The 22,457-nt window shown below is 33.4% G+C and carries 18 protein-coding genes; 10 read left to right on the top strand and 8 right to left on the bottom strand.

Annotation, left to right across the window (positions count from 1 at the left end; all coding sequences use genetic code 11):
• Window positions 1-137: 137 nt before the first annotated feature.
• Together ACEW8E_RS11360 and ACEW8E_RS11355 are read left to right on the top strand one after the other, a co-directional pair.
• Entirely contained in the window at window positions 138-905 is a 768-nt protein-coding gene (locus tag ACEW8E_RS11360; RefSeq protein ID WP_373480459.1) for a restriction endonuclease subunit S, read from the top strand.
• 12 nt (window positions 906-917) lie between these two features.
• Window positions 918-4,016: a type I restriction endonuclease subunit R gene (locus ACEW8E_RS11355; RefSeq protein WP_373480457.1), complete on the top strand. Its 3,099-nt coding sequence runs from the start codon at window positions 918-920 to the stop codon at window positions 4,014-4,016.
• 274 nt (window positions 4,017-4,290) lie between these two features.
• On the opposite strand, the gene pheT is transcribed toward ACEW8E_RS11355, so the two are convergent.
• Entirely contained in the window at window positions 4,291-6,855 is a 2,565-nt protein-coding gene (gene pheT / locus ACEW8E_RS11350; RefSeq protein WP_373480456.1) for a phenylalanine--tRNA ligase subunit beta, read from the bottom strand.
• A 140-nt stretch (window positions 6,856-6,995) separates the two neighbouring features.
• Between pheT and ACEW8E_RS11345 the strand changes: the two genes are divergently transcribed.
• Together ACEW8E_RS11345 and ACEW8E_RS11340 are read left to right on the top strand one after the other, a co-directional pair.
• Window positions 6,996-7,232 (top strand): type II toxin-antitoxin system HicB family antitoxin, encoded by a 237-nt coding sequence (locus ACEW8E_RS11345; protein ID WP_373480455.1) that lies wholly within the window; start codon window positions 6,996-6,998, stop codon window positions 7,230-7,232.
• Window positions 7,225-7,464 (top strand): type II toxin-antitoxin system HicA family toxin, encoded by a 240-nt coding sequence (locus tag ACEW8E_RS11340; protein WP_373480454.1) that lies wholly within the window; start codon window positions 7,225-7,227, stop codon window positions 7,462-7,464. The genes ACEW8E_RS11345 and ACEW8E_RS11340 overlap by 8 nt, the downstream gene beginning before the upstream one ends.
• Window positions 7,465-7,674: 210 nt before the next feature.
• Here the strand turns inward: ACEW8E_RS11340 and bioD are convergent, their stop codons facing one another.
• Window positions 7,675-8,352 carry a dethiobiotin synthase gene (bioD, locus tag ACEW8E_RS11335; protein ID WP_373480453.1) on the bottom strand — a complete coding sequence of 226 codons (678 nt, stop codon included), beginning with the start codon at window positions 8,350-8,352 and terminating at the stop codon, window positions 7,675-7,677.
• 153 nt (window positions 8,353-8,505) lie between these two features.
• Between bioD and ACEW8E_RS11330 the strand changes: the two genes are divergently transcribed.
• On the top strand, window positions 8,506-9,501 hold the full coding sequence (locus ACEW8E_RS11330) for a ribose-phosphate pyrophosphokinase (protein WP_373480452.1): 996 nt from the start codon (window positions 8,506-8,508) through the stop codon (window positions 9,499-9,501).
• A gap of 84 nt (window positions 9,502-9,585) precedes the next feature.
• Here ACEW8E_RS11330 and devC read toward each other — a convergent pair whose 3' ends face one another.
• Both devC and ACEW8E_RS11320 read right to left on the bottom strand, forming a co-directional pair.
• Window positions 9,586-10,737, bottom strand: coding sequence for an ABC transporter permease DevC (devC, locus tag ACEW8E_RS11325; protein ID WP_373480451.1), 1,152 nt, complete (start codon window positions 10,735-10,737; stop codon window positions 9,586-9,588).
• A 45-nt stretch (window positions 10,738-10,782) separates the two neighbouring features.
• A complete protein-coding gene (locus ACEW8E_RS11320) occupies window positions 10,783-12,090 on the bottom strand; it encodes an HlyD family efflux transporter periplasmic adaptor subunit (protein ID WP_373480450.1) in 1,308 nt (435 codons plus the stop codon).
• 165 nt (window positions 12,091-12,255) lie between these two features.
• Here ACEW8E_RS11320 and ACEW8E_RS11315 point away from each other — a divergent pair, with 165 nt between their 5' ends.
• The 4 genes from ACEW8E_RS11315 (at window position 12,256) to ACEW8E_RS11300 (ending at window position 15,627) form a co-directional block, all read left to right on the top strand.
• The gene (locus tag ACEW8E_RS11315; protein ID WP_373480449.1) at window positions 12,256-12,870 is read left to right on the top strand and encodes a TetR/AcrR family transcriptional regulator; all 615 of its coding nucleotides are present in this window, start codon (window positions 12,256-12,258) and stop codon (window positions 12,868-12,870) included.
• A gap of 95 nt (window positions 12,871-12,965) precedes the next feature.
• On the top strand, window positions 12,966-14,402 hold the full coding sequence (locus tag ACEW8E_RS11310; protein ID WP_373480448.1) for a MotA/TolQ/ExbB proton channel family protein: 1,437 nt from the start codon (window positions 12,966-12,968) through the stop codon (window positions 14,400-14,402).
• Window positions 14,403-14,444: 42 nt separating this feature from the next.
• The gene (locus tag ACEW8E_RS11305; RefSeq protein WP_373480447.1) at window positions 14,445-14,897 is read left to right on the top strand and encodes a hypothetical protein; all 453 of its coding nucleotides are present in this window, start codon (window positions 14,445-14,447) and stop codon (window positions 14,895-14,897) included.
• Window positions 14,898-14,925: 28 nt separating this feature from the next.
• Complete coding sequence (locus tag ACEW8E_RS11300) at window positions 14,926-15,627, top strand: hypothetical protein (RefSeq protein WP_373480446.1); 702 nt, start codon at window positions 14,926-14,928, stop codon at window positions 15,625-15,627.
• A 186-nt stretch (window positions 15,628-15,813) separates the two neighbouring features.
• Here the strand turns inward: ACEW8E_RS11300 and ACEW8E_RS11295 are convergent, their stop codons facing one another.
• The 4 genes from ACEW8E_RS11295 to ACEW8E_RS11280 all read right to left on the bottom strand — a co-directional run bounded on the left by ACEW8E_RS11295 (window position 15,814) and on the right by ACEW8E_RS11280 (window position 21,050).
• Entirely contained in the window at window positions 15,814-16,095 is a 282-nt protein-coding gene (locus ACEW8E_RS11295) for a hypothetical protein (protein WP_373480445.1), read from the bottom strand.
• A 143-nt stretch (window positions 16,096-16,238) separates the two neighbouring features.
• Entirely contained in the window at window positions 16,239-18,974 is a 2,736-nt protein-coding gene (locus ACEW8E_RS11290) for a CBS domain-containing protein (protein ID WP_373480444.1), read from the bottom strand.
• Window positions 18,975-19,019: 45 nt separating this feature from the next.
• Entirely contained in the window at window positions 19,020-20,549 is a 1,530-nt protein-coding gene (locus ACEW8E_RS11285) for a serine/threonine protein kinase (RefSeq protein ID WP_373480443.1), read from the bottom strand.
• Between the two features lie 57 nt (window positions 20,550-20,606).
• The gene (locus ACEW8E_RS11280; protein ID WP_373480442.1) at window positions 20,607-21,050 is read right to left on the bottom strand and encodes a hypothetical protein; all 444 of its coding nucleotides are present in this window, start codon (window positions 21,048-21,050) and stop codon (window positions 20,607-20,609) included.
• Between the two features lie 211 nt (window positions 21,051-21,261).
• Between ACEW8E_RS11280 and ACEW8E_RS11275 the strand changes: the two genes are divergently transcribed.
• Window positions 21,262-22,392, top strand: a complete 1,131-nt coding sequence (locus tag ACEW8E_RS11275; protein ID WP_373480441.1) for an S-layer protein — start codon at window positions 21,262-21,264, stop codon at window positions 22,390-22,392.
• The last annotated feature ends 65 nt before the right edge of the window (window positions 22,393-22,457 follow it).

Genomic DNA, 22,457 nt, shown 5'->3' with positions numbered 1-22,457 from the left:
TACGAGCGATCGCTCGTCGGCTCTGGTACACAGCACGCCTCTGTGATAATTTAAGAGAGTAATAAAGATACGTGCGCGTAGCGTGCCTTCGGCATCACCTTATCTAAAAATCATACTTTAATTCAGCAACGCCAAAAATCCCTATCCCCCTACCTCCCCTAGAAGTCCAAGCGCACATAGTCCGTATTTTAGACACTTTCACGGAGCTTACAGCAGAGCTTACAGCAGAGCTTACAGCAGAACTTACTATAAGGAGAAAACAATATGAATATTACCGAGAGCAGTTATTAACCTTTGATGATGCAGTAGAGTGGAAGACACTGGGAGAAGTATTTGAATTTAAAAATGGAATAAATAAAGGGAAAGAATTTTTTGGAAGCGGTAACAGTATAATAAATTATACTGATGTTTATAGAAGTAAGAAACTTTTTGAGAGTAACATTCAAGGAAAAGTCATAACTTCAGATTCTGACATCAATAGATATAACTGTAGAATTGGAGATGTATTTTTCACAAGAACATCTGAAACAAAAGAAGAGATTGGATATTCCACAGTTTTATTGTCCGAAATTCCAAAATGTGTTTTCAGTGGATTTTTACTAAGAGCAAGACCACGAACTAAACTTTTATTGCCAGAGTATTGTGCTTATTGTTTTTCTTCAACAAAAATCAGAACAGAAATCATCAGAACGAGTAATGTTACAACTAGAGTAACTACGACAGGTACAATTCTTTCAAAAATAAAAATACCTATCCCTTCCCTTGCCGAACAAGCCCGTATCGTCAGCATCTTGGATAAATTTGATACCCTAACCAACTCCATTACCGAAGGCTTACCCCGTGAAATAAAGTTACGTCAACAACAATATGAGTATTACCGAGAGCAACTATTAACCTTTCCCTAAAGAGGAGACAAAATGAGCGACTCTAAAACCATAGCTGAATCCAATAGCTTCATCATCCTAGAGAAGTACACCAAAATAGACCAACAAGGCTCACACTATCAAAGCGAAAACGACTTAGAAAAGGAACTTATCCAAGATTTAGTCAATCAAGGTTATGAGTACCTCAGCGACTTAATCACCCCAACAAAGATGTTAGCTAACCTGCGTCAACAGTTGGAAAACCTCAACAATGTCCAGTTTTCAGACAACGAGTGGGGTAGGTTTGTGGTGGAATACCTAGACAAACCCAGTGATAACAACATCGACAAAACCCGTAAGATTCATAATGATTACATCTATGATTTTGTCTTTGATGACGGACATATCCAAAACATTTACCTACTAGACAAAAAGACTATTGCCCTTAATAAACTACAGGTTATCAGACAGTTTGAACAGAAAGGAAGCTCACTCAATCGCTATGATGTTACCATCTTAGTCAATGGTTTACCACTGGTACAAATAGAACTCAAAAAACGTGGTGTCGCCATCCGTGAAGCCTTTAACCAAGTACACCGCTACAGTAAAGAAAGTTTTAACATTGACCATTCACTGTTTAAATACCTACAGCTTTTCGTTATCTCCAATGGCACTGATAGCCGTTATTTTGCCAATACCACCAAGCGTGATAAGAATAGCTTTGACTTTACCATGAATTGGGCAAGGGCAGATAATACCCTCATCAAAGACTTAAAAGACTTTACTGCCACCTTCTTCCAAAAAAATACCCTGTTGAGTGTCCTAATACATTACTCAGTATTTGATGTCAGTAATACTTTATTAGTAATGCGTCCTTACCAAATCGCCGCCACTGAGCGTATATTGTGGAAGATAAACAGTGCCTACCAAGCCAAGAAATGGAATAGCACGGAGGGGGGAGGCTATATATGGCACACCACAGGCTCAGGCAAAACCCTAACGAGCTTCAAAGCCGCGCGATTGGCAACTGAACTAGACTTCATTGATAAAGTGTTTTTCGTAGTGGATAGGAAAGATTTAGACTATCAAACCATGAAGGAATATCAACGGTTTTCCCCTGATAGCGTCAATGGCTCTGATAGTACCGCAGGGCTAAAACGTAACCTTGAGAAAGACGATAATAAGATTATTGTTACCACCATCCAAAAACTCAACAACCTCATTAAAGGCGAAAGTGATTTACCTATTTACACCAAGCAAGTAGTATTTATCTTTGACGAAGCCCACCGCTCTCAATTTGGGGAAGCCCAAAAAAACATCAAGAAAAAGTTTAAGCGGTACTACCAATTTGGTTTTACGGGTACGCCTATCTTCCCCCAAAATGCCCTAGGTGCAGACACCACCGCTACAGTATTTGGTCGGGAATTACACTCCTACGTCATTACCGATGCCATTCGGGATGAAAAAGTATTAAAGTTTAAGGTGGACTATAACGATGTACGTCCACGCTTTAAGAGCTTTGAGACAGAAACAGATGAGACTAAACTAACCTCCGCCGAGAATAAACAAGCCTTACTACACCCTGAACGCCTAAAAGAGATTTGTCAGTATATCTTAAAGAACTTCAAACAGAAAACCCATCGCCTACAGACAGGGGGTAAAGGTTTTAATGCTATGTTTGCCGTCAGTAGTGTAGAGAGTGCTAAGTTATATTATGACTTATTTAAACGTTTACAGAAGGATAGTGATAAGCCCCTCAAGATTGCCACTATTTTCTCCTTTGCCCCCAATGAAGCCCAAGACGCAGTAGGCGATATTCCTGATGAAAACTTTGAACCGACTGCTATGGATAGCACCGCTAAGGAGTTTTTGAAGACGGTTATTGATGACTACAACCAGATGTTTAATAGCAACTATGGCATTGATAGTAATGGATTTCAAAATTATTACCGTGACCTTGCTAAACGGGTACAGACTCAAGAAGTTGATTTATTGATTGTGGTAGGAATGTTTTTGACAGGTTTTAATGCCCCCACTCTCAACACTTTATTTGTCGATAAAAACCTACGCTATCACGGCTTAATCCAAGCCTACTCCCGCACTAATCGTATTTATGACGCTACCAAAACCTTTGGTAATATCGTTACTTTCCGTAACTTGGAGGAGGCTACCATTGACGCTATTACCTTATTTGGCGACAAGAATACGAAGAATGTGGTGTTAGAGAAAAGCTATCAGGAATATATGGAAGGCTTTACCGATGTAGCCACTGGTGAGGTGAGCAGGGGTTATTTAGCAGTAGTAGCAGAGTTACAGGAACGTTTCCCTAATCCTGATGAGATAGTGAGAGAAAAGGATAAGAAGGACTTTGCTAGGTTATTCGGGGAATATTTACGCACGGAGAATGTCCTGCAAAATTATGATGAGTTTACCCACTTGAAAGCCTTACAAGGTATTGATATAGGTGATACTGAGGCTATAGAAGCCTTTAAAGCTGAGTGTTACCTGAGTGATGATGATTTAGCGACAATGCAAGGGATTAAAATACCGACAGAGCGTACTATTCAAGATTATCGATCGACCTATAACGATATTCGTGATTGGCTACGCCGTGAGAAGTCAGCTAATGAAAAAGCTACCTCCTCTATTGATTGGGATGATGTGGTTTTTGAGGTGGACTTACTGAAATCACAAGAGATTAATTTAGAATACATTTTAGAGTTGATTTTTGAGAATAACAAGAAAGTAAAAGATAAGGCGTTATTAGTAGAAGAAACACGCCGTTTAATTCGGGCTAGTCTAGGCAACCGTGCTAAGGAAAGTTTATTGGTGGATTTTATTAACCAAACTAATTTAGATAATATCCTTAACAAAGAGAGCATTATAGAGGCTTTCTTTGGCTTTGCCCAAGTTGCCCAGAAACGGGAAGCAGAGGAATTGATTAACTCAGAAAATCTAAACCCAGAGGCTACTAAACGTTATATTATTACATCATTAAAACGAGGATACGCCAGTGAAAATGGTACTGAGCTAAATGCAATTTTGCCTAGAATGAGTCCACTTAATCCGCAATACTTAACGAAGAAACAAAGTGTGTTCCAAAAAATTGCTACTTTTGTAGAGACGTTTAAGGGCGTGGGTGGAGAAGTTTGACTTACCCCAATACTGTTTGGTTAGTCGCTTAATTTATTTTGTCCGCCCCTAAATCCCCAATACTGGGGACTTCTAGCAAGTTTAACTCCCCGAAAGTTGGGGCAGGAGGGCTTAACCGAGGAGTATTGTGACTTACTCTGCCTGACACCACTGTTTAACAAAAGCTATATATGATGTTGGTTGGGGAACTTTTGTCAATTACTTAGACTACAAACTAAAAGAAAAAAGTCCCACACCATCAATCTTTGATTTTAGTGTTGGTTAGTTTACTAAATTAACTGCGTAATTCCACCGCAAATAGTTTAGTTAAAGTATCTCGAATTTTGTTATGAATAGGATCAACATCGCTATCTTTAAGAGTACCATCAGGGGATTTATAGACTAAATTAAAGGCTAAACTACGTTTATTTTCTTCCACATTTTGCCCTTTATATTCGTCAAATAATGTGACATCCACTAAAGTTTTACCTCCAGCTTTGCGCATAGCGTTGGTAATTTCAGCTACAGTGAGATTACTTGAGGCAAAGAAAGCTAAATCACGAGCAACAGAAGGATAGCTAGAATAAGGTTTAAAAGTCGGAGTTTTTAAGTATTTTTGACTTAAATAAGCAATTAAAGGCTCTAATTTTAACTCAAATACATAAACACTATCAGGCAAATCTTTCTCTTGTCGTAATTGAGGGTGAATTTGTCCAAAAATACCAATTTTAGTCTTATTTAACCATAAACTAGCAGTACGTCCCGGATGTAAACGATTATCTTCGGAATCCGCTTGATAGGTAATTGGTGCTTTTAAATTATTAAATAAACTCTCTAAAATACCTTTGGCTTGATACCATGTTATGGGTTGTGGTTTACCGCCGAAAGTCCAGATACCATCGGTATATAAATTACCGCCTATAATGCCACCTAGAGCGTCACCTTCACGCTTTTCACCATTTTCTAGCCAAAAAACTCGTCCCATTTCAAAACCCTTCAAATAGCCATTTCCTTGGGCTTGGTTATATTCAAAGGCATTAATTAAACCATCAATTAAGTTACTGCGAAGGGCGGAATATTCACTAAATAAGGGATTAGCAATTTTTATTTGTGCTTTTTCAGGGGAAACTAAGGAATATTGTACTAATTCTGTTAAGCCTAAACCTCTTAAATTGGCGCTGATTTGTCGTTGAATTTGCACCTGTGAGGATAAATAACCTACTTGGGATTGAGAAGGTAAAGTATCGATAAAATGATCATAACCGTAAAGTCTAGCTACTTCTTCAATTAAGTCAATTTCTCTTTCTAAATCACGATAGCGATAATTTGGCACGGTGACAAGCCAGATTAAAGGAGATTGGGTTTTTACTTCTAATAGACAACCTAAATCCTCTAAAATTCTTTCTACATCTTCTTTTGGAATATCTACTAATGCTTTTTTTCCACTTTCGGAAGGGGATATTTGCCCACTTTTTAAGGGAGGGTTAGGGAGGGTTACTTTACCTAATACTTGATGAATACGATTAAGTCTTAATTCGATAGTATTGGTTAATTTTTCGGGGCGATTATCGGCGATAACTTGATTGGTAACGTTACCTTGGGCTAAATCTTGAATCAAAAAAATAGCACGATTTAAGGCTTTTTCTAATTCTACTTGATTAACTCCTCTTTCATAACGAGTAGAGGCTTCCGTGCGAATACCTTGACTTTTGGCACTTCTACGAATAGGCACTGGCTCAAATAACGCCCCTTCGAGTAAAATATTTTGAGTATTGTTATCTACTTCGCTATCTTCACCACCCATTACACCAGCTAAGGCGATAGGTTGATTGTTAGCAGTAATAAGTAAATTTTGTGTTTTTAAGTCTCGTTTTTGCCCATCTAAAGTGGTTAATGTTTCATTTTCAGTGGCAAAACGCACTCCGATAGTTAAATCTTGACTTTGTGCAATGTTTTGCAGTTTTTCTCTATCAAAAGCGTGTAAAGGTTGTCCCCATTCTAAGAGAATATAGTTAGTTATATCCACAATATTATTTATCGGGCGCACTCCTGCTGATTCTAAACGCCATTGTAACCATTGAGGAGATGGTGCTATTTTCACATTTTCAATGATTATACCAATATAAGCCGTACAAGCTGATGTTTCTTGAATGTCAACCCCCCTTAATCCCCCCTTAGCAATGGGGGAAACCGTGTCAACATATTTTAATCTTTCTTGAGATTCCTCTTCTACATAGGAAGGGTTGGAGGAAGCCGTTTCAATTCCCATTAATCCTCCTTCAACATGGGGAAGACAAGGACTTTTTCCCGTTAAAGCGGCTACTTCCCTCGCAATTCCCACCATACTTAAAGCATCGGCACGGTTTGCGGTAGCGGTTACATCTAAAATAACGTCATCTAAGCCTAAAATCGGGCGAATATCCTCACCTACTTGGAAATCTCCTTCTAAGATTTTAATTCCTTCGCTTTCCTTCGCCAAGCCTAACTCTGCTAATGAGCATATCATGCCTTGACTGTCAACTCCTCTTAACTTCGTCGGTTTAAGTTTTAAGTCAACTTTTGGTAAATAACTCCCTAAAGTGGCAACGGGTACAAATATATCTTTTTTGACGTTAGATGCACCACAAACTATCTGTGATAAAATTTCTTTACCAATATCTACTTGACATACACTTAGTTTATCAGCATTGGGATGGCGATCGCACTCTATAACCTTACCAACTACGACACCATCAGCCCAACTTCTTCTGTCTTCGGTGTCTTCCACTTCAAAACCAGCGATAGTAAGAGTTTTTGCTAATTCTTCAGGGGTAATGGTGATGTTAACTAATTCTTTTAACCAATGGAAAGAGATACGCATTTTAAAATATCGAGTGATTATAAATAAGCTAATCTCCTATTATCAATCAATTTCAGTCTTGAGTAAACAGCAGATAAGATAAAATTAATGTTATGAGTAATTAATACACATCAAAAAATCTTTTTTCATTTTTAATTATTATGACTAATTTAAAAAATACAATTAACGTCATTATTCATGCAGGTGAAACACAAGGTTATGTTGCAGAATGTTTAGAAATTTCCGTTGTCAGTCAAGGATTAACATTAGATGAAACGATTAAAAATATTCAAGAAGCGGTTAGTTTACATCTTGAAGATGAAGATTTAACAGAATTTGGCTTAACAGAAAAACCATCTTTAAAAATTAATTTAGAAATGCTAATACAATATGCCTAAAATTAAACAATTATCAGGAAAAGATGTTATTAAAATTCTGCAAAAATTTGGTTTTGAAATTCATAGTCAAAAAGGAAGCCATATTAAACTCCGTAGAATTACGATGAAAGGAAAAGAAACATTAACTATTCCTAATCATAAACAATTAGATATGGGTACTTCTCAGGTTATATTTAAACAGGCTTGTCAATATATTTCTGAATCAGAATTATTTGATTATTTTTATATATAAAGTTAAATTATTCTCAAGGTCAAATTTAGTGAAAAATTATTTTTTATGGCTCTACTACTTCTCATCGTGATAAATTATGTCTAAAAAAAGGTGTCAGGTATCAGGTAGCAGGTATTAGGTTAAATTCAAACTTTTAATTTATAATAATTGCATTTTTAAAGTACTCAAAGCCATACTGATTAAAGTTTACATTAATTATTTTATATTAATTTATTCCCTGTTAATATTTAATTTGGAAAGGTTTAAATTATGGGCGGTAATTTGTGCTAAATCTGCTAAATTATCAATTTTATCGACATAAGGAAAACAACCTAAAATCGGTACTTGAGTTAAAGATTCTATCAGTTGTTTTGGTGTCCAATTATTAATATCTTCTTCATTACAAGGATTGACGCAATTTAAAACAATACCTTTAAGTTTCACTTTGTGATGTTTCGCTAAAGCAACATTCGCCACCGTATGAGCGATCGCCCCTAATTTCACGGGAACGACTAAAATAGTTTCTAAATGCCAATTACCAGCTAACTGTGCAATGGTTAAATCATGGGTAATAGGTGAGCCTAAACCCCCTAAAGCCTCCACTAAAAGCAAATCATGGCTTTGTTGCAACTTAAGTAAACTTTGCCAAATAACGTTTAAATCAATGAATTTTCCTTCTAAATCTGCTGCTAGGGGGGGGGCTAGGGGTGCATTAAAACGTAAAGGAATCACCACGTCATCAAAAAATTGCTGATAAAACTCACCATCTCCCTCTACTCCTGTTTGTAGTAACTTCATTAAACCAACTTTTAACCCTGAAAAATATTGCTGATAATAAGCCCTTAATGCAGTGGTAATGATGGTTTTACCCGCATCAGTATCAGTGCCAGAAATTAATAAAGTTTTCATAAAAGAAATGATTGAGTATCAACTAGAAAAAAATTGCACAAAAAGTTGACTTATATTGTAGATTATAATGATAATGTTAATATATCCTATGTAATAAAAGGGTAAAAAAATCAATAAATTAGTACTTAATATTAAGAGGTTAAAGAACTTGTCGTGAGTAATTCTGCCACTTTAACACTCAGTCCGATGTTGCAACAACAAGTATCGGATCACAACCGTTTAAGATTATTTTCCGGTTCAGCCAATATAGGACTCGCTACGGAAGTAGCACGGTATCTAGGCATGGATTTAGGTCCGATGATTCGTAAAAGATTTGCAGACGGAGAGTTATACGTCCAAATTCAAGAATCCATTAGAGGTTGTGATGTTTATTTAATTCAACCTTGTTGTAATCCTGTCAATGATAACCTGATGGAGTTGTTGATTATGATTGATGCTTGTCGTAGAGCGTCAGCACGGCAAATCACCGCAGTGATACCTTATTACTCTTATGCTAGAGCAGATCGTAAAACCGCAGGTAGAGAGTCGATTTCAGCCAAATTAGTAGCTAACCTCATCACTAAAGCAGGAGCCCATCGAGTTTTAGCAATGGATTTACACTCGGCACAAATTCAAGGCTATTTTGACATTCCTTTGGATCATGTTTATGGTTCTCCCGTAATTTTAAATTATCTTCACCACAAAAACTTAGAAGACTTGGTAGTTGTATCTCCTGATGTTGGCGGTGTAGCTAGAGCGAGAGCTTTTGCGAAAAAATTAAATGATGCACCTTTAGCTATTATTGATAAACGCCGTCAAGCCCATAACGTGGCGGAGGTAATGAATGTTATTGGTGATGTCAAAGGTAAAAACGCAGTTTTAGTTGATGATATGATTGATACTGCGGGTACTTTATTAGAAGGTGCTAGACTTTTAAAGAAAGAAGGGGCAAATAAAATTTATGCCTGTGCTACTCATGCAGTCTTTTCAGGTCCAGCAGTTTCTCGTCTTTCTAGTGATGTATTTGAAGAAGTTATAGTTACTAATACTATTCCTATTCCCATTGATAATCATTTCCCCCAATTAAAAGTTTTATCCGTAGCTAATCTTCTAGGGGAAACTATCTGGCGGATTCATGAGGATAGTTCTGTTAGTATTATGTTTCGTTAATTATTTTACCTTGTTTTTGTCGATTGCTCACAATCATTAAATTGATTTTAAGCGATCGCCTTTTTTTGATAATTTATTTATAGCTTAAAATATGTCAGCAGGATCAGCAGATTTTAATTTATTAACGGCAATCGCCCCAGATAAAAAGCACATAATAACTGTTAAAATAAACACTAATATAGCTAAATCTTTTGTCATAATAATGGGTAAACCAGTGGCTTTTGCTGCTTGATAATAAAGGAAACTAGAGACACCAAAACCGGGAATAAAACCAAGACAAGCGAGAAAAATTGCTTCTTGAAAAACGAGAATCAAAAGATAAGAATTATCGTAACCCATAGCTTTTAAAGTAGCATATTCAGGTAAATGATCTGCAACGTCAGTATAGAGAATTTGATAAACAATAACAATACCGACAACTAAACCCATACCAGCACCAAGGGTAAAAATAAAACCAATAGCGGTGCTACTTTCCCAATAATTCTTTTCATAATTCATAAATTCTTCCCTAGACAAAATTAAAACATCACCGCCATTTAATTTATTTTTTAAACTGTTAATAACAGTGGTATTATTAGCATTTTTATCAAGTTTAATTACCCCAATATCAATTAAACCTTTATTACGATTAGGAAATAACCTTAAAAAGTTTAAATCGCTAGTAATTAAGTTACCATCCGCACCAAAAGTTGCACCAATAGTAAATAATCCACCTACTTTTACTTGTCTGCTATCTATTTCTGTTTTAACTTCTTTTTCTTGTAAATAAAGTTCAGAAATATTACCAAATTCTGGGCGAGATTCTTGATCAAATAATACCACGTCAGGTAATTTTAATTGATCTAAATTGTCCGTTACTCCCGATAAATTAAATACTCCTTGTTTCGGATTAAAACCCACTACCATAATTTGTCTAGTATTTTTATTCTCAGGGTTTTTCCAAATACTAAAACCAATATAAATAGGATTAATGGACTCTACACCATCGACTCCTAAAGCCTCATATAAACGACGAGAAGAAAAACTTTTCATAGCTATTAAAGCATCAGATTGAGGACTAATTAAGAAAACATCTCCTTCGATTTTTTCATGTAATCTAACAGAACTATTTAATAAAGCAGACTTAAATCCTAACTGCATAAACATTAAAATATCGGCAAATCCAATCCCCGCTAAAGCGATTAATAAACGGATTTTTTCTCTACTTAATTGTAGCCAAGCTAAAGGTATTTTCATAATTGGTAAGAATTGTTTATTATATTTATAGAAAGTCAAAAATATTTAATCACTTAAAGAAATTTCAGCGATTATTTGAGCATAAATTAAATTACTAATAATGTCGTTATTTTCAGGATTAATGGCAATTTTTACTTCTACTACTCTAGCATCAACACTGGCGGCTGGATCTGTTTCTAATACGTCTTTTTTACCTATTTTTGAGCTAATTTCGATAACTTTACCTTTTAAAGTCTCATTAAAGCTATTATTATCACTTTTAATCGTAGTTTCTTGTCCTAGCTTAATTTTACTAACATCACTCTCATATACTTCTGCTATTGCTACCATTTGTGTGGTATTCGCCATCTCCACAACTCCTGTAGCGTTATCAACGTTTTCCCCTTCCCTTGCCATAATTTCGAGAATAGTGCCGTCACTAGGTGCTTTAATGAGGGTTAAATCTAACTCAATGTCTGCCTGTTTGACTAATGCCATGGCTTTATTTATTTGCGCTTGGGATTGGATAACATCAACCTCTCGAATTTCCCTAATTTCCCTTAATTTAGCCTCTCCTTCCGCAATTTTTTTGGTGAGGGTATTTACCTGTTGAGTGGTGAAGGCTTCCGCTTCTCTAATTTCTTCTGTTACCGTTGAAATAGTTTTTTGATAACTTGCTAAGGCTTCTTGATAACTTTGAGTCACAGTATCAAAAGTTAGTTGTTTTGACTCCAAATTTGACTCGGAAATGACTCCATCTTGTGCCAATTCTTGGTAACGTTGTAATTCTGATTGAGCATTTTTTACTTCAGCCTTAAATCTTTGAATATTAGCTTCTTTTTCGGCTTTTTCCGTAGATAATTGAGCATTTAATCGAGAAATTTTAGCTTTATTGGTAGCAATTATGCCATTTAATTCCGCTTTTAAACTCTCAATAGCTGATTCTTGAGCTTTGATTGTACCTTCCTTTGCTCCTGCTTGTATAATTGCTAAATTAGTTTGGGCAACTTTTACTTCTTGCTTGGCAGTTTCTAACTCAGCTTTTTTGCTATCAAAATCCGTAGTAATAGCAATAATATCACCTTTTTTTACCTTATCTCCTTGTCTCACTAATAAGGTTTTAACTTTTGCACCAGCCATTGTCGGTGTAGAAATTACTTTTATAACTTCCCCCAAAGGTTCAATTCTACCTAAAGCGGTGACAGATTTTTCCCTCACTTTAGAGGTAATCGGAGAAGGAGAAGTATTATTTGTGACACCTAATTTTTGATTTAGATATATTCCTGTCACTATAACAATAACAGCTCCTAAAATTCCCGTAACCACAGCGATTTGTTTACCATTTTTTGCCAGAAAGGATGTTGATTCGCCCATATTCCCAAAAGTTAGACTAGACTGTATAGTATGATTATATACTATAGTTTTAATAATTGACAATTATTATTTTATAATTCATTTATTTAAAATCAAAAATTATGCCCTAATTATCTATTATTTATAATAATCAAAATTATTTGTCTATATTAATTATTTAAAAAAATGATATTAAGCTATCAACAAAAAAAAACAGAAGCGAAAACGAAACAAATTTTAAAAGGTGCTTTATCTCAATTTTTAGAGTATGGTTATTTAGGTACAAGTATGGATAAAATTGCTCATCATGCTGGAGTTTCTAAACAAACTTTATATAGTCATTTTGGAGATAAAGAGACTTTATTTAAGGCTTTAATTTATGAAGTTGCTACCCAAAAATTTCAATTAGTTTGGGCAAAACCTTTAGAGGGAAAACCAGAAATTGTTTTAAAAGAATTAGCACAAAGAATTATTAATGAAGTTAATGATCCACAATATTTAGCTTTTATACATATTATCGTTACTGAAGCAAAAAGTTATCCTGAATTAGGAGAATTATTTTTAGAAAATGTCGCTAAACCAGCTATGAATATTCTTACTAAATATCTCGATGATTGTCCTGATTTAAACTTAACAGATTCTGAAGCAATTGCTCATATTTTTGTTAATAGTTTAATTCATCATATTTTAACTCAAGAAATATTACAAGGAAAAAAAGTTATACCTATTAGTAATGATAGAATAGTTAATAATTTAATGATTATGATTAAATTTAATCAAGAAAATATCAAAATAAAATAAAAAAAGTTATAATTAGCTCATAATTTAATTATAATAAAAAAATTATCATTACAATTTATAATATCAAAAACTAACTCAATAAATTAAACTTTATTATGGCTCAAAAATCCAACAATAATCGTCAAGAATTAGACATTAATTTTCCTACAGTTTTGACAGGGGCATTACTATTAACTATTATTATTTATCTCTTATTTTTACCCTTCAAAGAATCTTATGTCGGTATTTTATTATACCAAAGAGGATTTACACAATATTTAACAGTATTTTTTGCTTCTTTAGTAGTAATAATTACGGTTAATAAATATTTAAAAATTAAAAGAGAAGAGAAGATTTTAAAAAAGATTGGATTACCTGAAAAAATTTCTTTTGATAATTATAAATCCGCACAATTAATTCATCTTCAAGAAGATTTTGCCAGAAATTATAGTATGGTAACGAGTAGATTAGCAAGAATTTTAAGCGCTTATATTAACTCTGGAAGTCGCAAAAGTGTCACAGAATTAGCCTTAGATGATGCTTCTTTTTACCTTACTGCGTCAGAGTCTTCTTATACCTTACCACGAATTTTAGTCTGGGCAATTCCTTTATTAGGATTTATTGGCACAGTTTTAGGTATTAGTAGTGCCGTTAATGGTTTTTCAGGGTTTTTAGATAATAGTGCAGAAATTGAGCAAATTAAAGAGGGAATTGGCACTGTTACCAGTGGTTTAGCTATTGCTTTTGATACCACTTTATTGGCACTTTTGTTAAGTGTTATTGTCATGATTCCTTTAGTCTTAATTGAAAAAATGGAATCACAATTATTACTAGCTACTGATATTTATATTAATGATTATATTTTACCTCGATTAAAAGAAAAAAATGACTCAGAAAAATCTATCTTAAATAGTGAAATATTAATTAAAACTGTTACAGATGCTATTGATAATAAATTACCGACAAAAGAGGAGTTAATTCAACCAATAAAAGATGCTTTACCTTCTCCTCAAGACTTAATTAATCCTGCGGAAATTTATGCTAAAGAAGCAGCTAAAAATTTAGTAGAAGAAATTATTAAACAATTTAAGGAAATTAATCATCAAGAATTAGAATTAATAAATAATATTAAAGATATTAATCAAGTAATTTTAAAAGATAGAGATAATTTTTTACAAACTTTTGGACAACAGAATGATTTAAACCAGTCTATTATTACTAATATTAAAGAATTAGTTGATTTAGTGAGAGAAAATAATCAGGTAAATAGTAATAGTTTAAATGAAAAAACTCAAGTTATTAGTAATGAATTAAATAAAGCCGCTTTAAGCCTAGAAGAAAAAGTTATATCTTTAGAAAAATCTAGTGCTAAAATTGCCGAACTTAATCAGTTACAATCTAGTTTAGAGAAAGTTGTTGAGGTATTAAATAACGTAGGAGAAATGCAAAAAACTTTAGTTAATGTACAAGATAAAATAACTCTTTTACAACCTACTTTACAAGACTTAAGTAAGCCTAGAGTTATCAGATTAGTTGAACAAATTGAACAATAAAACTATTAATTATTAACTACTATTATTATCTAATTTTTAAAAATGCGCAGACAATTAAAATCAAATAAAATAGAAATGGAATTATTCCCTTTTTTATCTATTCTAGCTTGTACTATTGGGAGTTTAATTTTACTTATAATTGTCATTAGTACAGAAACATTAAATACTAATCCAGAAGTAACAATTATTGCTAAAACTGACGGAAAAGGAATAAATCAAAAAAAACAACCTCGTTATATTGAATGTAAAGAAGACGGAGTTGTTATCTATCCTAGTCAAGAATTTATACCCAAAAATAAACTTAGTAACAGTGATTCTAAATTACTAAATTTTATTGCAAATATTAGAGCAAATAAAGATAAAGAATATGTTATTGTAGCAGTTAGACCAAAAGGAATTGAGGTTTTTCAACAAGTAAGAGATTTGATTGAAAAAGAAAAAATTGATATAGGTTATGAGCCCATAGAAGAAGGTTGGACTTTAAAAGTTCAATAGTCAAAAATACGATAACATTAATAATATCATGAGACCTAGAAGAATTAGAAAAAAAAATCATCCCGGACAAAATTTAGATTCATTTTTAGATATATTGACAAATACCGTAGGAGTATTGATGTTTATTGGTTTATTTGTCAGTTTATTAGCAGCAGAAGCAGGTACAATTATTAGGACACCTTTACGCTCACAAACCAACAAACAACCTCTTTTTTTTGAAGTAAGAAATAACAAAATTTTTTCCTTAAATGATCCTAAATTAGATAGCGAAATTAATCAAGTATTAGCAACTTTACCTAATTGTAAAACCCCTGATATTCCCAAAGATATTCCTTCTTATTTATACAGTTTTTATCTACAAGAAATACAAGATTATGAGCAATGTATTAAGACTAGAAATATTAAACTCGATAATTTTTATTATGATAACGGTGATTATTTAGTTAGTTTTACTGAAGATGGGGCATTAAAATATGAAGCTAATTCTTCATCTCAAGGAGAAGATTCTAAACAATTAAAAATGACTAACTCTAACTTTATTAACACTTTAAAACAATTAAATCCTGATGTTAATTATATCGCTTTTATTGTACGTCCTGATAGTTTTGAAACTTTTAGAGTTGCGAGGGAAAAGGCTTGGAGTATTGGTTATGAAGTAGGATGGGAACCTTTCGCCCAAGATAAAATTTTAGTTTTTGGCTCTGGAGGGCGTTCAGTGGGAGTACAATAGATAAATAGTAATGGTTAAGGAGTGATAAATTGAGAATAAACTATATAAGTAAATAGCCAAGATTAATTGTATGTTTACTTTGACACTCATGCACTTATAGAAGAATGGGAGAGGCAAAAAAGATTATGAGTTATTTTCATTAATTTTAAACTCCACAATCTATTTTACTTTAGTAGTTAAAATTATTTACTGCTGGTTTTCAGAAATATTATTGAGAGGAGAATTATTTGACTGAGAAATTTCTAAATGATGCCCATAACGTAAGGCAAAACCGAATCCGAAACCACCAAAACTAAATACTATACTGGTAATGATAATTAATTGTTTAAAAATTGTTAAGGATTTTTGTTTTTGTTTTTCGGGAATGTCATCCATGTTTATTTTTTTCTTAATTGAAACATTTTTTATCATCTGAGATGAAGACAATTCTAAATTAGGAGAATTAATTTTAAGAGTAGATTTAGTCACTGTATTTGATATTTTCCCCTTCATAAAAATAATAAATAAAATTTTTTAGTGTTTAATGGTTAGTTAATTCTTAAAAGTAAATAATTTTACTAACAAGTAATAATAGCTAAAATCTAGCCAAAAGTGGGATTATTATAATCAAATTAGCAAAGAGGATAATTTTTCAGGATAAAATCTTTTGCCTCAAGAGTATTATTAATCTTACCATCTAAAAATAAAGCCTGTACTGTTGTCAATATTTGTTTATATTTTTGACTAGGTTTATAACCTAAATCCCTCAAATCATTGCCATTAAAAGGGAATTTTATCTTATTCCATGTCATCAAATAACACCAAATAGTTTTTCTAATGTGTTTATCATTTTTTACCGCAACAAGTAAAAGAGTCAAAGGTTGGTAATTTGATAAGAATTTTACCTTTTCACTAATAGATTGACAAGTGGATAAAGTATTTTTAATATTTTCCTCATTAATTGACAAATATTTAAGTCTTTGGATACTGTCTTTAGGTAATTGTAAATTTTCCGCTACTTTCACCCCTTCCATAAAAGAAGCCAAAATAATTTCTAATCGTAATAACCAACAAGTAACGGGAGGATTTTGTCCATCTAAATGATAGTATCTTAACCAACGATCTAAACAACGAATTTGCCACCATAACTGGGGAGTTAATTGACAATTTTTGTGCAAACAAGTTAAAGCGCCCACTTCTTGCAATAATTTTAAAGCTGGTTTCCAATACTGCGCTTGAAGAATATAGTTTAATTCCGCTTTGAGACGAGTAGTTAAAGCTGGAATAGAGGTTTTTTCTGAGGAGACTCTTTCATATATGCCACTAGAAATAGCATAGTTAATATATTCTCTGGTTTCTGATTCAATAATAAAATTTAGTCTTACAGCAAACCTTACTGCCCGAAAAATTCTGGTAGGATCTTCTATAAAGCTATTAGGATGTAAAACTCTGATAAAATTTGAGCGTAAATCTTTTAAACCGCCAAAAAAATCTAATAATTCCCCTCCACGAGGATGAGTAAGACGCACAGCTAAAGCATTGATGGTAAAGTCTCTACGGTATAAATCTTGACGAATTGAGCTCGATTCTACCACAGGATTAGCCGCAGGATAAGGATAAAATTCCGTGCGCGCGGTGGCAATATCTACCCATAATGAGCCTAAATTCTCGTCTTTATGCCATAATAATGCAGCAGTTTGAAATTCCCCATGAATACTTAAACGTGCTTGAGGATAAATATTTTGCAAGGATTTAGCTAACTTTACCCCAGCCTCAGTAATTGTCGATTGATGAAAACCATCTACCACTAAATCAATATCCTGCAAAGAAAGAGTATCGCAAGATGAGGTTAATAATAAATCTCTTACACCACCACCCACCAGATAAAGATGCCAACCTTGAGTTTGTGCATAAGTTGCCGCTTGTTGTAATAATTTCCAGATAGGGGGATGTAAATGTTTTTCAAAAGAAGGTAAAAGACAAGAAAGTAGAGGTAAAGTATCTTGAGAAGGAGAATCATTGAGACGAAATTGATGAAGATGTCGTAAAATATCCGTGCGCGTCACAATACCTAATAACTCATTGTTTTCCATTACTGGTAATCTACCAATATCATTATTTACCATTAAACTTTGAATATCAGGAAAAGAAGTTTGAGGGTGAATTTTTTGGACATTTTTCGTCATATAACCTTTTACAGGTGCATGAGAAAAGCCATGATGTAAAGCTAAATCAATATCTCGGCGAGAAATTACTCCCACTAATTCCCCTTTTTCCGTCACCACAAATAACCCTGAATGCCCATAACGGAGTAAAATTCGTTGTGCTTTTTCGATGGTAAGGTGAGGAAGAATTGTGCGCACAGGAGATGACATTAAATCTCTAGCCACCAGAGGAAAAGGAATTAAATCTTTAATCTGAGTCAAAAGATTATCAATTATTTCGTGAGGATTATCACAACGTAAATTAAAAGAAGCTGCACTACTATGACCTCCTCCGCCAAAATCTGTAAAAATAGAAGCTAAATTCACCGAATCTATACCACTACGCCCAATTACCGTTAATTTTCCTTTTTTCTTTTCTTCCGTTTCCGAAAAAATCTGTTTAGACTTGACACTATAACCATAATAATGTCCTAATAAAAAAACATCAACTTCCGTTAAATCTCTAATTCTTCCTGCTAAATTCGACAATCCCGCCATAAAATTAGGAGTTTCTAATAATATCCATCCCACACAACAACCGTTAATAATTTCTGTTTGTAAATTCTTTAAGGCTTGGGGCAACAACTGCTGTAACGATGGTGCTAAACTTGGTTCAACATATTCTCCTATGGTGCGAAGATTTATTCCTTGAGTCATCAACCATGCCAAGGCTAAAGCATCACGAGAAGTAGTCTGTTCGTAAGTGAGTGAACCAGTATCCACATGGATTCCTAATGCCATTACCGTGGCTTCGATGGTATTTAGGGTTAAAGATTTTTCTTGTAAAAGTTCGCAAATAATTGTGGCACTAGAACCAACTTTTTCGATATATTTAAAAGTAGCCCTGATATTAACTTCGTTTTCAAGATGATGATCGTAAATAGTTATGGACTCTATATTCTCTAGCTCTAACCATTCTGTAGCTTTTCCTAAACGACTAGAATTTTGAGTATCCACAATAAATAAATTTCTAATTTTTTGAGGATTAACACTACGAAACTCCATTAAAGCTAATTCATCTCGATGTAAAGCTAAAAAATTTTTCACCGAAGGATGTGCGCCCCCCGTTAAAATGATTTTCGCACCTAAATGTAATTTAGTTAAACCTACTGCCGCCCCTAAAGCATCGAAATCCGCCGTTTGATGACATAAAATTAAATCCATACTTTATTTATGTAATTGATCATTGACAATTATTTCTAACCTTAATTATTGATAACTTTGTGCTAGTTTTTCTAAAATACGAGGTTTTAATCGTTCAAATTCATCTCTTAATCTTTTACGACTAACTTTTGCATCCCCTTCAGGAGTGGGAATAGTAGTGTTTTTAATCCATTCTTTCATAATGGTACATTGATTAGAGGCGATGGTAGAAATCATACTATGTTGACATTTTTCAGGCTCTTCTAAAGCAAAAAAGAGAATTTTATAACTACCTAGTTGAGATAAAGCAGAAACTACTTGTCTTGCGCTTTCTGTTTTTAAGTCTAAGTAACAAGGTAGCCAACGGGGGCCATGGGTGGGATTATAAATAACTGTAATCCACAAAATCATGGGATGAGGTGAACTTAAAAAAAGAAATTGATTATAACGAATACTAACTATACGATTTAAAATATCTTGTTTATCTAACATTACCCATAAACTAGGGTAGTTTTCTGTTTCTGTATTAACAATGCGAGGAAAAACAATTTTTTGTAAAGGTTTATTTTTAGGCCATGTTAATTTTGTGTCTTTAGTCGGTTTTACTTCAGATTTTTTTTGAGTTGGAGTAACTTTGGCTTGAGAAACTTCTGTTTTATCTTTATCCGCAACAATGGTTTCTTGACTTGAATAACTGGTTTTTTGTTGATTATTGCGTTTATATTCTTTTTCTAATCCTTCGATGACTTTTAAGATTTCAGCTACGGTTTGTGGGCGTTTATCTCTGGATTTCGCCATACACTTCATGATGATATTTTTTAATTCTGAAGGTATTTTTAGATGTGCTTCAAAAGGGCGAGGCTCAAAATCATGATGGGCTTTATACCATGCACCAAAAGATGATGTTTCTGGCAAGATGGGCATTTCTAGGGTTAACATTTCGTACATCATTACCCCTAAACTATAAATATCTGAACGATTATCTAACTCTTTTCCTTCCATTTGTTCGGGGGAGCAATAAGCTAAAGTTCCCATAAATGAATGAGTTTGAGTTGCATTTGCTTGTACTAATTTGGCAATACCAAAGTCTAATATTTTGACTAATTCTCCTAATGTGGGGTCTTCCATTACCAAAACATTACTAGGTTTAATGTCTCGATGTACCACTTGACATAATTCTTTGTGTAACATTATTCCACTGTGAGCGGCATCCATCCCTACGCAAATCTGACGAGTAACATAGAGAAACCTTTTTAGTGCCATGGGTTGAAATTTAATAATATCGCTTAAACTTTGCCCTTCTAAAAACTCCATCACATAGTAAGGGATTTCATTTTCATCGATACCATAATCTCTTACTCGAATGATATGAATACTTTTTTCTCCTAACAATGCACTTATAGTTGCTTCAATTTCAAAGCGACCACGCATTTTATCGTTAAGTAAGGTTTGGGAGAGGAATTTAATGGCCACCGTTACCCCACCTAATACTTGATCTTCAGCTCTATATACCTGCCCCATTGCCCCAGAGCCAATTAACTCAATCAGTTGATAACGATTTGCTAGTATCCGATTTTCTTTTTTCCCTAAACTCATGATTTAACTTCAATATCAAATCTTATCTATTATTATTTTGACTTATATATTCACTTTTTACCCACGACGTTCTAAAATTCCTTCTAAGGTATTTAAAAGATGATTTCCCGCCATCATCCCACTGGTGAGATGGTAGGTATTTTCGTCTAGGCAAAAATACGTTTCAAAGCCATTTAAACGCCGATTATCTCCTAATATCCAATATCTTTTGATAATTGAATCATTGGTTAACCAACCTTCTCCTTCTATTTTCTCAAAATCACTTCTTTTTAATACATAAGCATACTGATTTTTATTGGCAGGTAAAAATCCTTTATATTCAAAGGTTATATCTTGGCGATCGCCACTAAGAAAAACAATTTTAGTTTTCATAATGAACCAGTTAGATTGATCCCAAGTGATAATAATAGCACCTTTAAAAAGGCTAGATTTTTGATTTTTATCTAACCATGTACCTTTAATAATCCAACTGCCTGATTCTAAAAGAAAACTATGGGTCATGAAATTATGAGAGAATAAGAAGAAAATTTGTTTTGTGACTTATGAACATAACAACAATATACAGAAAAAATGCTACTTTAAAAATAAATTATTAAACTTCTTTCATTTCTGTAGGTAATAGTAAAAAAAGGAAAAAAAAGAGATTTTTGTAATAAATGTTATTTCGTTTTCGATAGTTAATAGTTGATCACAATTTAAGAAAATTTAGCTCATGATTTCAGTACGTTATATTTTACTTTCAGTTTTGCTAGTTTTGGTAAATGGTTGTAGCACAAATAAGGCTTTAGAATCTCGTTTTGCTCCCCTTCAGCCTAAAAACCCTGATGAAATAAAGACGGAAGTATCTCCTACAGTAGAAACCCCTAAAAATACTTCAGAGGTTAAATTGCCTGATAATTTTCCGAAAGAGATACCTATTTATACTCAAGCAAAATTAGTGAGTGTTGACGGAAAACAAACAAATTGGACATCTTCAGATCCGCTAAACTTAATTACAGAGTATTATCAACAAGAATTAATTGCACAAAAATGGACAATATCTCAAAAAGAAGATAATTTAATTATTGCCACAAAACCAGACAGCAATGAATCAATTAAGTTGTCTTTAACTCCTCGTAATGGTGAAACGGAATTTACTCTTTTCTATGAATCGGCAGCGGAAATTATTGCCAATCCAGTTATTCCTGAGAATAATAATACTTTACCTTCTACTGTTACCAATGTGAATGAATCTTCTTCTAGTCTTGATGAATTAGTGAGATTAAATATTATTTCTTCTACGGAAAAATTAAATCCTTATCAACCGATTACCCGTCGAGAATATGCTCGTTGGTTAGTTAAGGTAAATAATCTTTTATATGCTGATGTAAATAGTAAATTAATTCGTCTTGCTAATCCTCAAAGTAAGCCAATTTTTACCGATATTGCCCAGAATGATCCTGATTTTGCCATAATTCAAGGTTTAGCAGAAGCTGGTTTAATTCCTTCGACTTTAACTCAAGATAGTAATGCTATTACTTTTAAACCCGATACTCCTTTAACCAGAGAAGATTTAATTATATGGAAGTTACCTTTAGATTTTCGACAAAAATTACCTAACGCTACTTTAGATACTATTAAAGAAACTTGGGGTTTTCAAGATGCCGCAAAAATAAAACCTCAAACATGGAGACAATTATATGTTGATTGGCAAAATGGGGAAGAATCGAATATTAGACGAGGATTTGGGTATATAACTCTTTTTCAACCGCAAAAACCCGTAACTTATGAAGAAACTGCTCGAATTTTAAGTATATTTGGCTATCAAGGAGATATTCGTAATCTTCAAGATGTTAAAAACTGAGAAGGGATGAGGAAATAATTATTATTGTTTTAAGATAGGATCTTCAGTTACACTTGAAAAAAATG

Source organism: Geminocystis sp., from assembly GCF_041753295.1.
Classification (GTDB): domain Bacteria; phylum Cyanobacteriota; class Cyanobacteriia; order Cyanobacteriales; family Cyanobacteriaceae; genus Geminocystis.
This window is presented reverse-complemented; position numbering and strand designations above follow the sequence as displayed.